Below are 15,206 nucleotides of genomic sequence, written 5' to 3' on the forward strand. Positions count from 1 at the left end.
ACATGTATTTAACATTATTGACCTTACATTCCTTAGTTCGATGGTTTGTATTGATAAGTTTAATTGTTTCTATTTACCTCGCCTACAGAGGATGGTTAAAGAATAAGCCTTATACTAAATCTGATAGAATAATAAGGATTATCACGGTTTCTATTGCTCATACACAGCTAATTATCGGTTTATGGCTTTATTATATTAGTCCGATAGTTGATTATTTTCTTCATAACTTTAAGGAGAGCATACATCAAACTCAACTTAGATTTTTTGGTATGGAGCATATAACGATGATGCTCATAGCTATGACGCTTATAACTGCAGGTGCAGGAATAGCCCGAAGAAAGAAGGTTGATAAAGACAAGTTTAAGTCAACAGCTATCTGGTATTCTATAGCGCTATTAATTATTTTCACATCCATCCCTTGGGAATTTTCTCCGTTTACCAGTAGGCCGTATTTTAGGTTTTTTTGAGTAAGGTAAATCTATTTAAATATTGAAAGCGAAAATAGCAACTCAATACCTAAAATAGGTATGGCTTGTAATTATATAAAAAGTTTATCTGATGTTAACGAACATGTAGTAACTTTAATAATGAAAGCCACTATTAATACTTAAAATCAACCTATGAAAAACATTAAAATTGAAATCAAATGGGCGATAATTTTTCTAATAGTAACTTTTGCTTGGATGTTCATGGAGAAATTGATTGGGTTACACGATCAATATATTAAACATCATGAAATTATCACGAACCTTTTTGCTATCCCCGCTATTGCAATTTATGCGTTTGCTTTATTAAATAAACGAAAGAAGTTCTATAATGGCGTAATGACTTATAAACAAGGTTTTATGAGTGGGCTCATTATCACCGTTATATTGACGATACTGGCACCTCTTACACAATATATTGTTTCTGTATTTATTACCCCTGACTATTTTGATCAGGCTATTAAATATGCAGTAGAAAACAGAAAAATGACCTTGTCAGAAGCACAAGATTATTTCAATTTGAAAAGCTACATTGTTCAAAACTCTATCGGCACACCTGTTATGGGAATTATAACAACAGCAATAGTTGCTTTCTTTTGCAGGACAAGAAATTAATAGCCATCAGATTTAATTATGAGAATAATAAAGGCGTCAGATTTAATTATATATTGACGCCTGAATTGTACACTTATCCTCTCTCCCAAAAGAATGGAGGTTCGATTCCCAGGATTCTCAAATAAACATAACCTTGTCCGCGATGATGAATTTCATTATCAATAAAATAGAAAATATTTTCAATAACCGGGAATTCATACTGTCCGAAAAGATTAAAAGTCTGACTAAAGTTCTCATCTTTTAGTTGGCGCCAATAGTTGTTAATCTCTTCAGTAGCTTCATCCCATTTTTCAAGATATTGTGCCTTGGTGCTTAGTTTTTTGGAGGCTTCGTCATAGGGTTTTCCTTCTCGATTTACGATTTCTTTCATAGCGGGAGCTCCGATAGCAAGAAGCTCTGAAGTTAATTCTGAAAAAGGTCTCATTCCTCCAATAGAGAATTCGAAAAAGTCTTTTTCTGGGAATGCTTCAATCACACGACGAGTTAAACTTCTATGTCCTTGCCAGTGTTTTAATAGATCTTTTGAACTAATGATTTGGGTTGCTGTATTCATAATATATTTTTTTATTGTTTTGTAAAGCAAAATTAAAATGGGATGTGACAACAGTATGTCAGCAGCATTTTTGAAGGTTGTAGATATCTATACATAGAATTGTATTGAGAAAGAACTATCTTAGATTAGATAATTTTATATTCCAGAATAAAATACATCATCAGAATTAAAAGCTTAATATTTTGTTAAGATTAACCAATATCAGTAAAAAATACGGCAGTAATGAAGTATTAAACTTCAACACATGGGAAGTAGAAAAGGGAATACACTGGCTAAAAGGTGGAAATGGAACTGGGAAATCGACCTTATTCCGAATCATTTCTGGACAAATACCTTTTAATGGAGAAGTGGAATTTAAAGGGATCAATTTAAAAAAGCAACCCATATTATTTCGTTCCAAAATCAGCTTTGCCGAAGCAGAACCGCAGTATCCTTTATTCATAAAGGGAAAAGAATTCATTGATTTCTATCAGGAAATCCGAGAAGCTGATACTAAAGAAGTAGAATACCTTGTTGATCACTTCGAGATGACTGCTTTTCTAAATAACAAAATAGGTGGTTACTCGAGTGGAATGTTGAAAAAGTTATCGCTGATTTGTGCTTTTATTGGAAATCCAGATCTATACATCTTGGATGAACCTTTAATTACAATTGATACGGTTTCTTCAGATAAGCTTTATGGTTTAATCAAAACAAAAGCTTTAGAAGGGAAAAGTTTTTTATTGTCCTCACATCAGGATATTAATATTAACAAATTAAGCTTGGATACAACATTCCAGATTATTGATAAACAAATCGTCAAGCTATAGATGTTTAAATTACTGGTCAATAGTTTAGCAAAGGAATTTTATAAACAACATGCAGGATTATTCCTTTTTGGGTTTTATATTTTATTTGGGGTTGTTGAGGCTTCTCAATTAATTGAATTCCATCAAGCTTTATTACTAATGAGCCTTTCTTCTCCTCTGGGAATAATGCTTGTATCGATTTGCTGGCTCTTATATTGTGCGAAAGTTCATTTATACATCAGTCAGAAACTTAGTTTAGAGCAATACAACTTCACAAAAGAAATAGGTTCACGAGAAAAAAATTTTCAGTTAAAGCTATGGCTAAAGTTGTATTCGATCTTTCTTTTACCAATTCTCATCTACGTTGTTTTGCTAATTATACTTGGTTTAAAATTCCAATTGTATAGCAGCGTAATTAGTATTGTATTAATCTTTCTTACTTTATCAGTTCTATTAGCCTGGCTGCGGTTTCATTCTTTAACTTTCAGCTTTTTAAAACAGGAAAACCGACAGGTAAGATTCAACCTTCAAATAAAACGACCGTTCTTTAGCTGGCCAATATTTTATCTTTTCAATGAACAGCTAGTGATGTTGTTGATGTGCAAAATTATATCCGCTATTTTATTTAAAGGTGTTTTATGGATGTTTGCTGACGTTGGAAATGATATTAAAGTTTTACTTACTGCTCTGTTGGCAGCAATAATATGCCACTCGGCCTTAGTACTGAGCTTATTAAGATTTGAAACTGAACAGATGAACTTCGTTAGAAGTTTGCCCATTAAAATCACTAAAAGACTATGGAATTGGCTATTGCTTTTTGCTATCATTTTGATTCCGGAATGGACGCTTTTTACGATGGCAGCAGACTATAATCTATATGCAATTGCTAATGGCTTCTTGTTTGGACTTTCTGCATTACTTTTCTTAGTAACTATTTTAAATATGATTAAATTAAATACTGAGACCTATTTGAAGTTCCTTCTATTTTTCTTTTTCATAGCCTTGTATGTCATACTAGGTAGCTACTATATCGTGTTTAGCATTTTAATGATTACTTGTTCTTTGATGTTTTACCTTTTTAGGTTTAATAAAACCGACTTAAGAGAGATCTAATTTTGCAGTATTATCGAATGCATATTTGCTTTTTATTTAACTTAGCAGGTTAAAATTAAGAGCAAAGAAAAATAAATCAAAAAACAAGAAACATTATGAATGATATTTTAAGAGTTGGTATTGTAGGTTATGGAAATTTGGGGAAGGGCGTAGAATTAGCAATTTTGCAGAATCCTGATATGGAGTTAATTGCAATTTTCACAAGAAGGCAGCCAGATGATTTGAATACCAATTCTAAAGTGATTTCTATTTCAAGGATAGAAGATTTTAAAGGTAAAATTGATGTAATGATTCTTTGTGGAGGATCTGCGAAAGACTTGCCAGAGCAAGTAATAGTGATTTCTAAATTATTTAATACAGTAGATAGCTATGATACACATGCGAAGATCCCGGAATATTTCAAACTGGTTGATGAAACTTCCAGATCCAGCAATAAATTGAGCCTTATTTCTACAGGCTGGGATCCGGGGTTATTCTCAATGGCTAGATTGCTTGGTCAGAGCATTTTACCGCAAGGTGAAGATTATACTTTTTGGGGTAAAGGCCTAAGTCAAGGCCATTCAGATGCTGTAAGGCGTGTTCCTGGTGTTAAAAATGGAGTTCAATATACAATACCCATTGATAGTGCGATAGAAAGGGTTCGGGCTGGTGAAAACCCACAACTTTCGACTGCGGAAAAACATCAAAGGGTTTGTTATGTTGTTGCAAATGAAGGTGCCAATTTATCTGATATAGAAAACAACATTATTAAAATGCCTCATTACTTTGATGAATATCAGACTACTGTTAATTTTATTAATGAAGAAGAGTTATTAGCGAATCATTCGGGAATGCCTCATGGAGGGGTTGTTTTTCGTTCAGGCATTACGGGCAATGGTTCAAAACAAAGAATTGAATTCAGTTTAGCCTTAGAAAGCAATCCAGAATTTACAGCCAGCGTTTTAGTAGCTTATACAAGAGCTGTAGGAAAAATGGCGAAAGAAGGGCAAATAGGTGCTCGGACTGTTTTTGATATTCCTTTAGGATATTTATCTCCTAAGTCGCCTGAAGAGCTTAGAAAGTCTTTATTATAATCTAGTCTGGTAAATTTCATTTACATATACATAAGGTGGGATTGAAAAAACACATTCTTTATTGATTAATTGTTTTTTCAATTCCCAACTCAAGTCCTCTTAATTCAGCTAAACCTTTTAATCTTCCAATAGCTGAGTAACCAGGATTGGTGATTTTATTTAAATCATCAAGCATTTGATGCCCATGATCAGGCCGAAAAGGAATAGGCACCTCTCTTTGTTGATTAATTGCTATTAATTCTTTCATTACGCCGTGCATATCTACATCACCAGTGAGATGATCAGATTCATAAAAATTCCCATCTGCATCTTTTTTTACGTTTCGTAAATGTGCAAAATAAACTCTATGTCCTACTGCTTTCAGTATTTCTACAGGATCATTATTGCTATTTGCACCCAGAGATCCTGTACATAAACAAATACCGTTTGAAGGGTGATCTACAGATTCGATAATGTGCAATAAATCCTCTTTGGAACTTGCTATCCGAGGTAATCCAAGAATAGAATATGGTGGATCGTCTGGATGAATCGTCATTTTAATATTCAATTGCTGACAAGTATCCATAATAGACTGCAAGAAGTAGGCTAAGTTTTTACGTAAGCCATCGAATCCAATCTTTTTATATATTTCAATACTTTCTGTCAATTGATCAATGGTAACGCCTCCTTCAGTAGGAACACCCATTAGTATATTTTCTTTAAGTACTTGAACTTCAACTGGAGTCATCTTTGCAAACTTACTCTGTGCCTGCTGAACTACTTTTTCGGGATAGTCACGATCTGCATTTTCTCTCTTCAAGATAAATAAATCAAAAATGGACAGATCAACCCAATTAAAGTACAACGCTTTTGCGCCATTGGGCAACATATAGTCTAATTCGGTGCGTGTCCAATCAAGAACAGGCATAAAATTATAACATACTGTTTGAAGTCCACAAGCAGCCAGGTTTTGTAGAGTTTGCCGATAATTAGACAAATATAATTCACAATTGCTGCCTCTCGTTTTTATCTCTTCATGTACGGGTACACTTTCTACTACTACCCATTGAAGTCCGGCCTTCTCTATAATTTGTTTTCTTTCTGATATTTCTTCAATAGACCATACTTCGCCATGTGCTACTTGATGCAATGCAGTCACAATACCTTCTGCGCCTGCTTGTTTAATATCTTGTAAAGTTACCGGATCGTTTGGACCATACCATCTCCAACTTTGTAATAAAGCCATGTTCGTTAAATTATATATGTAATATAGCTTTTAAACACCACTATAGGCATTAAAGCCCCCATCTACTAATATTGTTTCTCCACTAACAAAACCAGAAGCGTCGCTTAACAGGTAAATGAGCGTTCCGCTTAACTCTTCGGGTTTTCCCAAACGCTGATAAGGGGTATTATTTATATAGCGCATTGTTCTATCTGTATAAGTGCCGTCAGAATTAATTAACAAATCTCGGTTTTGGTCTGTAAGAAACACTCCGGGAGCAATAGCATTTACTCTCACTCCTCCCCCATACCTTAAGGCAAGTTCAGTAGCCATCCATTTGGTATAAGCTTCAATAGCCGATTTTGCCATGGTATAGCCCAAAACACGAGTAATGGATTGCTGAGCAGCTAAGGAAGATATATTCACGATAGAACCTTTCCCCTTTTCTGCTATTACTTTTCCAAAAATATGTGTCGGAATCACTGTTCCAAATAAATTCAAGTCAACGGCCTGACGCGTATATTCGATCTTTGCATCAAACAAATTTTGATCAGGCTGAATAACCGCACCTGCAATATTGCCACCAGCAGCATTGACCAGTCCATCAATTGTACCCCAAGTGTTTATAATTTGCTCTTTGGCAGCATAAATCTGCTCTTCTATTAAAACATCCGCCAATATAGAAAACGCTTCTCCACCTATTGCCTTTATTGCGGCTACTCTTTGATCTGCACGTTCTCTATTTCTTCCCAATACTACAACCTTCGCTCCTGCCCTGGCTACATCCAATGAAAATGATGCACCTAATATTCCCGTTGCTCCAGTAATTACAATTACCTTATCTTTCAACGAGAACTGATTTAACTCTTCCATGTTTTTCTTAATCGATTTTTATTTTCCTATAAACAACAATAGCAATTCCTTTAAATTAATAAATCTACATCTATATCTTTTATACAGCCTTGCAACCGATTGCATAAAAGTATAACATTTATTTAAAATAACAAAGAACGAATTAAATATTCCGTTCGTATTTTCTGATAATGAATTGAAAGTTTTAACAACTAATATAATGTTTACCTTGCTCTATTCTAAAGATTTTTATACTTTAATAAAAACATTTGGACATAACACCTAACTTACCCGAGGCCTTTGCAATATAATTTAAGTAAATATAAGAAAACATTATTTTATGCAATCGGTTGCAAACAATCATTATTCTTTGTACTTTTAAAACGTGATACTAACCAATTAACCATATGGCTAAAAAAGAAATAACAATATATGATATAGCTAAACAGCTAAACATTTCGCCGACAACAGTAAGCAGAGGTTTAAATGATCATCCGGCTATAAATATAAAAACTAAAACTAAGATAATGGATCTTGCAAAAGAATTAGATTATAGATCTAATAAGTTTGCAAGTAACCTAAGAAAACAGAGTACAAATACGATTGGAGTTATCGTTCCAAAGTTAGACAGTATGTTTATGTCTTCTGTAATTTCAGGAATTGAAAAGATAGCTAATAATGCAGGATATAATTTGATTATCAGTCAATCATTTGAATCTGAAGAGAAAGAAAAAAACAATGCTGTCACTATGTTTAATAGCAGGGTTGATGGACTTATTGTTTCTTTATCTAATCAGACTAAAGATTTTAATCATTTTAAAACATTCATTAAAAAGGGTGTCCCCTTAATACTTTTTGACCGTATTGCTGAAGACCTCCCGTCAACAAAGGTTATAATTGATAATTTCAAAGCCGGGTATACTGCAACCAAACATTTGATAGAACAAGGATGCAAGAACATTCTTCATATAACAAGTGACTTAAATAGAAATGTTTATAAAGACCGTTTTGAAGGTTATAAAAAAGCTCTTCTTGATCATGAAATAAGCTATAAACCAGAACTGTTTATTACAAATGACTTGAGTGAATCAGCAATCATCGATTGCTTCAAAAACGATGTACTAAAGAGGAAGACTTTGCCCGATGGTATTTTTATAACCAGCGACTTTGCTGCTGCCCTGGCTATTACAACATTAAAACAGGCAGGCATCAGAGTTCCAGAAGACATTGCTATTATTGGCTTCAACAACGATTTGATTTGTAAAGTAACTGAACCGACTATCAGCACAATTAATTACCCGGGTAAAGAAATGGGTGAAAGTGTAGCACGCATCCTTGTAAATCATTTAAAAGGAAATGGGGATCTGGGTATTACAAATACAGTTGTATTAAATACTGATCTGGTTATTCGCAAATCTTCTTTAAAAAAGAACAAAAATAAAACCTAATAATATGAAAGCTACAAAACTCATTTTCTTACTTACTTTGTTAAACTTATCTGCCTTTGCTGATAATGGGTACCGATTATGGTTAAAATACGATGCAATAAATCAGACAAAAATTTTAGAAAATTATCGTGAAGAGATAAGTTCTATTTATTCATTCAAGTCGTCTGAAACTATCTCTATAGCTATAAACGAATTAGAAAATGGATTAGAAGGCCTTTTACAAAAGAAAGTTCAAAGCGACCCAACTATAAAACCAGGATCTATTGTTCTCCTTAAAGAAGAGGATCAGCCAACTCATAAAATAACTGTCGATGTTCCGGATCACGAACATGGATATATCATTAAAAATACAATTATCGATCAGAAACCGGTAATTCTTATTAGCTCCAAATCTGATATAGGGATTTTATATGGTGTTTTTAACTTTTTAAGAATACTGCAACAAGAATTACCTATAGAAAATCTATCTATTACAGAAGAGCCGAAAATAGAAAATAGAATCTTAAATCATTGGGATAACCTGGACCGGACAGTTGAAAGGGGTTATGCAGGATTCTCTTTATGGAATTGGCAGACGCTTCCTGGCCATATAGAACAACGTTATATTGATTATGCAAGAGCAAATGCATCAATCGGAATTAATGGTACGGTATTAACAAATGTTAATGCTAACTCAACCATATTGACGCCTGAATGGATTAAGAAAGTGAAAGCTCTAGCAGATACTTTCCGTCCATATGGTATAAAAGTTTACTTGCCAGCTCGGTTTAGCTCCCCTATTGAGCTTGGAAAATTGCCTACAGCCGATCCTTTAGATCCACAAGTGATTGAATGGTGGGAAAAGAAGGTGGCAGAAATTTATAAAGTAATCCCTGATTTTGGTGGTTTTATAGTGAAAGCAAATTCTGAAGGTCAGCCTGGTCCTCAAGATTATGGTCGCAATCATGCGGATGGTGCCAATATGTTAGCAAAAGCCGTGGCTCCTTTTAATGGTATCATTATGTGGAGAGCATTCGTCTATAGTAACGAGGTTCCAGATGATAGGGCGAAACAAGCATACAATGAATTTAAACCTCTTGATGGGAAATTCGACAAGAACGTATTAGTCCAAGTTAAAAATGGAGCTATTGATTTTCAGCCGAGAGAGCCTTTTCATCCATTATTTGGAGCAATGCCTAATACTCCTTTAATGGTGGAACTACAAATAACACAAGAATACTTAGGAATGTCTACCAACTTGGCTTATTTAGCAACCTTATTTGAAGAGAACTTAAAAGCTGACACTTATGCAAAAGGGAAAGGCTCAACCGTAGGGAAAATTACTGCTGGTAAGCTAGACAATCATTCGCTGTCGGCAATCGCCGGAGTTGCAAATATTGGTAATGATATAAATTGGACCGGCCATCCTTTTGCACAATCTAATTGGTATGCCTTTGGCCGTCTTGCCTGGGATTATGAGCTCAGTTCTGAAGAAATTGCTGACGAATGGATCCCAATGACTTTCAATACTGACAAAGCTTCTGAAGACTCGATTAAAAACATGATGATGGGTTCCAGAGAAACTATTGTTAATTATATGACACCTTTGGGTCTTCATCATATAATGGGATGGAGTCATCATTATGGTCCGGGACCATGGATTAAAGATAAACCTAGAGCTGATTGGACATCAGTTTATTACCATCAAGCCGATAATAAAGGAATTGGTTTTGACAGAACTGCAACAGGAAGTAATGCTGTAGCGCAATATTTTCCAGAAGTGGCCCGACAGTTTGCCAACTTAGATACTTGTCCGGAAGAATACTTATTATGGTTTCACCATCTTCCTTGGGACTATAAACTTAAATCGGGTGACATTCTTTGGGACGGAATTGTAAAGCATTATTATTTAGGAGCTGAACAAGTGAAAGGAATGCAAAATACCTGGAATGCTTTGGAAGGAAAAGTGGACGCAGAATGGCATCGCTCAGTTAAACAACTATTAGCCATTCAATATGAAGAAGCTGTATGGTGGAGAAACTCTTGTGTTTTATATTTCCAATCTTTCTCTAACAGGCCGATTCCTGCCGGTCTTCCTAAACCAGACCACGATTTGGAATATTATGAAAGTTTAGAATTTAAATATGTACCTGGCAATTAAGCTTTCATATTAATGAGATTTAGTGGCATCCAATTAAATTCTTATGAAAAACTTACTATTTATATGTTTATTAATTATTGGAAATACTTTCAATCTAAAGGCTGGCAGCGATCCATTTATATCTGATTATTATTCAAAAGGAAGCTTCGCAATTGCCCAAAAAGGAAAAGTAAGTCCGATAATAGTAAGTGACAATGATTATAAGGGTGTACTTAGAGCTGCAATAGATCTGCAAACAGATATTGAAAAAGTAACTGGAATAAAGCCAGGGTTAAACACCAATAATGCTAGCTATGCTATCATTATTGGTACTATTGGACATAGCGATGTTATTGACCAGCTAATTCGAGACAACAAAATAGATGTAACTGGTATAGCAGGTAGGTGGGAAAGTACACTCATTGAAGTTGTTAAAAATCCATTACCAAACGTGGATAGCGCATTAGTAATCGCGGGTAGTGATAAAAGAGGATCCATTTATGGAATCTACGAAGTTTCTTATCAGATAGGCGTTTCTCCTTGGTATTATTGGGCTGATGTTCCTGTAAAGAAGCAAGATAATATTTATGCTTTAGCCGGCCGCCATCTTATAAATTCGCCTGCTGTGAAATACCGCGGTATTTTTTTAAATGATGAAGCACCAGCATTAACAGGCTGGGCGAAAAAAGAGTTTGGAGGCTTCAATCATCAATTTTATGAAAAGGTTTTTGAGCTTATACTTCGGTTAAAAGGAAATTATTTATGGCCGGCAATGTGGGGAAGCGCATTTAATGATGACGATAAACTTAATCCGGTTAAGGCTGAAGAATATGGGATTGTAATAGGAACTTCTCATCATGAACCTTTAACCAGAGCGCATGATGAATGGAGAAGATATGGTTCTGACGAATGGGATTACAGTAAGAACTCTGAAAAATTGAAAGAATTTTGGGAGAGCGGCTTAAAAAGAACAATTGGTAATGAGCAAGTTATCACAGTAGGAATGAGAGGTGACGGGGATGAGCCAATGACACAAGGAACAGCCACTGCCCTGTTAGAAAAGATTGTATCTGATCAAAGAGAGATCATTGAAAAGGTAAGTGGTAAACCTGCTAATGAAACCCCGCAAGTATGGGCATTATATAAAGAAGTTCAGGATTATTATGAAAAGGGAATGCGAGTTCCTGATGATGTAACTCTTCTTTTATGTGATGATAATTGGGGAAATATACGAATGCTTCCAAAATTAAGTGAGGCACCACGAAAAGGTGGGTATGGTATTTATTACCATTTTGATTATGTTGGCGGACCAAGAAATTACAAATGGATTAACACCAACCCTATTCAAAAGGTTTGGGAACAGATGAACTTGGCTTATCGATACGATGCCAACCAATTATGGATTGTCAATGTTGGAGATCTAAAACCAATGGAATTCCCTATTGAGTTCTTTTTGGATTATGCCTGGGATCCAGATGCTTTGCCTTATGAAAGGCTTATGGAATATACTATTAAATGGGCTAATAAACAATTCGGGAAGGAATATGCTTCTCAAATTGGATATCTAATAAACGAATACACCAAATATAATGGAAGAATAAAACCCGAACTTTTAAACGAAAACACATATAGCCTTGTAAATTACAATGAATTTGGTAGAGTTGTGAATGACTATAACCTTTTAGTAGACCAAGCAAATTTTATCTATAATAAAATACCAGAGGATCAAAAGGATGCTTTTTATCAATTGGTTCTTCATCCGATCTTAGCTTCTGCAAACTTAAATGAGCTTTATTATACGGTTGCAAAAAATCATTTATATGCAAAACAAAGAAGAAATAGCACAAATGAATTAAGTCAGAAAACAACGGAGCTTTTTGAAAAAGATTCAATCATAAGTCATTATTATAATAAGGTTTTAGCGAATGGCAAATGGGATCATATGATGGATCAAACTCATATTGGATATACTTATTGGCAGCAACCTCCGGTAAACGTTATTCCAAAAACTGAAAAAATAGAAGTAACAAATAAAGGGGAAATGGGAGTAGCAATTGAAGGTAGTGAAACTTCATGGACGGGCAGAACAGAAATAAACGAGGCTTTTCCTACTTTCTATTCAGTAAAAAATAAAAATCATTATATAGAGCTTTTTAATAAAGGGGTTCAACCTATTACGTACACTATCCAGGGACCAGATTACATTAATATTAGCCATCCAAAAGGCCAAATTACTGAAGAACAAAGAGTTCAATTAAGTATTAATTGGACCAAGGCACCCAAAGGCACCAATTTATCAAAATTGACTATCAAAGGAAGTGATAATTCTGTTGTGGTGCTTACTATCCATACTGATAACACTGATGGTAATAGCCATCAAATCAATACCTTTATAGAACAAAATGGTTATGTGTCAATGGAGAGTGTAAATTACAGCAAAGCTGTTAATAGCCGACCAATTTTTTGGAAAACACTTACTGATTATGGTAAAACTTTAGGAGGAATGACTACTTTCCCTGTAACTACAAGCCCTCAAGAATTAACTAAAGACTCCCCTCATTTGGAATATGCGATTTATTTAAATAAATCCGGGAATTTCACTCTTCATAGTTATATATCTCCAACTATAGATTTTACGAACAGTGATGGATTAAAGTTTGCAGTTTCAATAGATGATGAAGAGCCTGTAATTGTTAATATTAGTGAAGATTATCAAGATAATAAAGCTTGGGGAAAGTCGGTTGCGGATAACATTAAGATATTCAAAACAAAGCTTCACTTCAATAAGCCAGGAAAACACACAATCAAATACAGGATGGTAGATGCTGGCGTTGTATTGCAGAAGCTAGTATTAGATACTGGTGGGTTGAAATCAAGCTTCCTTGGTCCGGAAGAGACCTTTGTAAGTATTCCATAGTTCAATTAACTAAGAAACACAAACAAGAATGGCCATTCAATAATTGAATGGCCATTCTTGTTTGTGTTAAAACTCAGAGTTCCGGAATTAGTTATATCCCGGATTCTGATATTTCTCTTTTTCATCCGGAGTCATTAACATTGACTCTATCTGACCTTGAGGAATAGGTCTAAGGTAATGGTATGGTTCAATAGTTCTAGTAACTGTTACTGCAGTATGATCTCCTTTTGCAGTTCCTGCTATTTTATAAGAAGAAGCTAAATCATTCCATTTCTGAGTACGTACCAGATCATACCAGCGATAACCTTCTCCATAGTATTCGCGTGAACGTTCAGCCAAAATATAATCAATGGTGATGTTAGCCGGAGTAAGTGCAGTCATAGCCGCACTATTATCTTCAACCTTAGCAACGTTTCCATTATTATCCCAACTCCATTTACCAGCTCTTGCTCTAATAACATTAATAAGCTCTCTAGCACTCTTACCAGATTTTACATTAGCACCTTTCACTGCGGCCTCTGCAGCTACAAAATAAAGCTCAGAAAACTTAGCAATATTAAAAGGACGTGTACTTGCAGCATTTGGCTGTCCTAATCCATCACCATTGTCAGTACGATAAGGTCCAAGTTTCCAAAGTCCCGGATACACAATTCTGCTTATTCCTTGTGGCCCCACTACGTAATCTGATCTTCCAGGTAATGTTCCTGCCCCAATATTACTAGTCCCTTCATTACTTGGATAAACAATAGGAGTAATTGGTTCTTCATTCAAGAAAGTTAAAATTGCATCTCCAGGTGAAACCGGTAAATTGTTTGCGTTATACAATACTGTATTTGAGACACCTCCTTTTGGCCAATTACCTCTATAAACGCTAACAAAAGTACCATCGTATCTAGAATCGAGTGTTTTATCAGCAAAGGTATTTACAATTGCACCAATTGTAGGAGCCATACGAGTCCACGGACGACCTAAATGTTGATCTGCTTCCCGCTGAACAGAACTTGTAGCACCACTTCCGTCTGCATTTGCCCCACTCCTAATATCTGTGTAGTTCCATGTCATCATCCATCCAGCGAAATTTTCAGGTGCACCTCCATTGGAATATGTAAGGCTACTTGCATTATAAAATTCGCTTGTTTCTGTATGATCAGCATATAGAAGAATCTCATTATTCCGGTCATTTGTACCAACATTTACATCATAGTAAGTTGCCTGTAATCCAAAAGGTCCGGGATTATCGATCGCCTCAGCTGCTATATCATATGCTTGTTGAAAATACCATTGAGCATTATGTCCATCCGGATCTGTTCTGTCAGCTTGTGGATAGGTAGGTATATTATTTGGATTTTCTAACCACCATGCATAAGTAAGGTAAGCTTTTGCCAAATAAAGACGGGCAAGGGTTTTTGTAGCCCCACCGGTAACTCTTCCAACCATTGGTAAATCATCCACTGCTTTTATTAGGTCTGGAAATACCCCTTTAGTATAAACTTCAGGAACGGTATTACGAACAGATGTTCTTGCAGGTTTATCATTAGGCATCAGCTCTCCTGAGCCTAAATCTAATGGAACCCCACCAAAAGTCTGTACTAATTGAAAGTAGTCAAATGCTCTGAAGAACCTTGCTTCTGCAACAAGCGCATCAGATACACCCACTTCACTTGCATTCTCGATAATACCACTGGCCGTATTTATATTTGATAAAGCAGCACCCCATAATACATCAGCTCGGCTACTCGAAGGTGTGAGCTGTCCTATACCAGAAAGGTCCATATCTTTAAAGTTAGCATCAGCACTTTGAGCATAGGTTACTTCATCTGTACCTGTAAGTGTAGCATTATAGTAGTAGGCTTGGCCATATATATAGCGTAAATGAGCATACATAGATGTTATTCCACCCCTGATTCCTTTCTCAGTTTTGAAGAAGCCTGGTTCGTAAATGCTTCGCGGCTGCTCTTCTAAAATCTTTTTACAGCTTGGTGATAACATACAAATCACAGCTACTGCTATTAATGTCTTTATATTTATATATTTCATGA

At 35.3% G+C, this 15,206-nt stretch carries 12 protein-coding genes; 8 read left to right on the forward strand and 4 right to left on the reverse strand.

The genetic code is table 11. From position 1 onward, the window contains the following. The first annotated feature begins 2 nt into the window (after window positions 1-2). Window positions 3-467, forward strand: coding sequence for a hypothetical protein (locus C8N28_RS03495; RefSeq protein ID WP_132221564.1), 465 nt, complete (start codon window positions 3-5; stop codon window positions 465-467). A gap of 153 nt (window positions 468-620) precedes the next feature. Continuing rightward, entirely contained in the window at window positions 621-1,100 is a 480-nt protein-coding gene (locus C8N28_RS03500) for a DUF4199 domain-containing protein (RefSeq protein WP_132221566.1), read from the forward strand. A gap of 73 nt (window positions 1,101-1,173) precedes the next feature. On the opposite strand, the gene C8N28_RS03505 is transcribed toward C8N28_RS03500, so the two are convergent. Next, complete coding sequence (locus tag C8N28_RS03505) at window positions 1,174-1,653, reverse strand: DinB family protein (RefSeq protein ID WP_132221568.1); 480 nt, start codon at window positions 1,651-1,653, stop codon at window positions 1,174-1,176. Window positions 1,654-1,835: 182 nt separating this feature from the next. Between C8N28_RS03505 and C8N28_RS03510 the strand changes: the two genes are divergently transcribed. From C8N28_RS03510 to C8N28_RS03520, 3 genes are all read left to right on the forward strand, one after another. Next, complete coding sequence (locus C8N28_RS03510; RefSeq protein ID WP_165870295.1) at window positions 1,836-2,462, forward strand: ATP-binding cassette domain-containing protein; 627 nt, start codon at window positions 1,836-1,838, stop codon at window positions 2,460-2,462. Beyond that, window positions 2,463-3,554, forward strand: coding sequence for a hypothetical protein (locus tag C8N28_RS03515; RefSeq protein WP_132221572.1), 1,092 nt, complete (start codon window positions 2,463-2,465; stop codon window positions 3,552-3,554). A 95-nt stretch (window positions 3,555-3,649) separates the two neighbouring features. After that, a complete protein-coding gene (locus C8N28_RS03520) occupies window positions 3,650-4,627 on the forward strand; it encodes a diaminopimelate dehydrogenase (RefSeq protein ID WP_132221574.1) in 978 nt (325 codons plus the stop codon). A 58-nt stretch (window positions 4,628-4,685) separates the two neighbouring features. Here C8N28_RS03520 and uxuA read toward each other — a convergent pair whose 3' ends face one another. Next, a complete protein-coding gene (gene uxuA, locus C8N28_RS03525) occupies window positions 4,686-5,852 on the reverse strand; it encodes a mannonate dehydratase (RefSeq protein ID WP_132221576.1) in 1,167 nt (388 codons plus the stop codon). Between the two features lie 30 nt (window positions 5,853-5,882). Beyond that, window positions 5,883-6,704, reverse strand: a complete 822-nt coding sequence (locus tag C8N28_RS03530) for an SDR family oxidoreductase (RefSeq protein WP_132221578.1) — start codon at window positions 6,702-6,704, stop codon at window positions 5,883-5,885. 386 nt (window positions 6,705-7,090) lie between these two features. On the opposite strand from C8N28_RS03530, the gene C8N28_RS03535 reads away from it, so the two are divergent. From C8N28_RS03535 to C8N28_RS03545, 3 genes are read left to right on the forward strand one after another with little or no spacing between them, the layout of a single operon-like run. Beyond that, window positions 7,091-8,131, forward strand: a complete 1,041-nt coding sequence (locus tag C8N28_RS03535) for a LacI family DNA-binding transcriptional regulator (RefSeq protein ID WP_132221580.1) — start codon at window positions 7,091-7,093, stop codon at window positions 8,129-8,131. A gap of 4 nt (window positions 8,132-8,135) precedes the next feature. Beyond that, on the forward strand, window positions 8,136-10,271 hold the full coding sequence (locus C8N28_RS03540; RefSeq protein WP_132221582.1) for an alpha-glucuronidase family glycosyl hydrolase: 2,136 nt from the start codon (window positions 8,136-8,138) through the stop codon (window positions 10,269-10,271). A gap of 43 nt (window positions 10,272-10,314) precedes the next feature. Further along, the gene (locus C8N28_RS03545; RefSeq protein WP_132221584.1) at window positions 10,315-13,167 is read left to right on the forward strand and encodes a glycosyl hydrolase 115 family protein; all 2,853 of its coding nucleotides are present in this window, start codon (window positions 10,315-10,317) and stop codon (window positions 13,165-13,167) included. A gap of 87 nt (window positions 13,168-13,254) precedes the next feature. Here the strand turns inward: C8N28_RS03545 and C8N28_RS03550 are convergent, their stop codons facing one another. Further along, complete coding sequence (locus tag C8N28_RS03550) at window positions 13,255-15,204, reverse strand: RagB/SusD family nutrient uptake outer membrane protein (protein WP_132221586.1); 1,950 nt, start codon at window positions 15,202-15,204, stop codon at window positions 13,255-13,257. Window positions 15,205-15,206 lie beyond the last annotated feature (2 nt).

Source organism: Albibacterium bauzanense (assembly GCF_004339765.1).
Lineage (GTDB): Bacteria > Bacteroidota > Bacteroidia > Sphingobacteriales > Sphingobacteriaceae > Albibacterium > Albibacterium bauzanense.

Excerpts from the sequence above, each read along its gene's own strand:
- C8N28_RS03515 (WP_132221572.1), top strand. The coding sequence starts at position 2,463 with ATGTTTAAATTACTGGTCAATAGTTTAGCAAAGGAATTTTATAAACAA.
- C8N28_RS03500 (WP_132221566.1), top strand. The coding sequence starts at position 621 with ATGAAAAACATTAAAATTGAAATCAAATGGGCGATAATTTTTCTAATA.
- C8N28_RS03505 (WP_132221568.1), bottom strand. The coding sequence starts at position 1,653 with ATGAATACAGCAACCCAAATCATTAGTTCAAAAGATCTATTAAAACAC.
- C8N28_RS03535 (WP_132221580.1), top strand. The coding sequence starts at position 7,091 with ATGGCTAAAAAAGAAATAACAATATATGATATAGCTAAACAGCTAAAC.
- C8N28_RS03550 (WP_132221586.1), bottom strand. The coding sequence starts at position 15,204 with ATGAAATATATAAATATAAAGACATTAATAGCAGTAGCTGTGATTTGT.
- C8N28_RS03540 (WP_132221582.1), top strand. The coding sequence starts at position 8,136 with ATGAAAGCTACAAAACTCATTTTCTTACTTACTTTGTTAAACTTATCT.
- C8N28_RS03495 (WP_132221564.1), top strand. The coding sequence starts at position 3 with ATGTATTTAACATTATTGACCTTACATTCCTTAGTTCGATGGTTTGTA.
- C8N28_RS03520 (WP_132221574.1), top strand. The coding sequence starts at position 3,650 with ATGAATGATATTTTAAGAGTTGGTATTGTAGGTTATGGAAATTTGGGG.
- C8N28_RS03545 (WP_132221584.1), top strand. The coding sequence starts at position 10,315 with ATGAAAAACTTACTATTTATATGTTTATTAATTATTGGAAATACTTTC.
- C8N28_RS03530 (WP_132221578.1), bottom strand. The coding sequence starts at position 6,704 with ATGGAAGAGTTAAATCAGTTCTCGTTGAAAGATAAGGTAATTGTAATT.
- uxuA (WP_132221576.1), bottom strand. The coding sequence starts at position 5,852 with ATGGCTTTATTACAAAGTTGGAGATGGTATGGTCCAAACGATCCGGTA.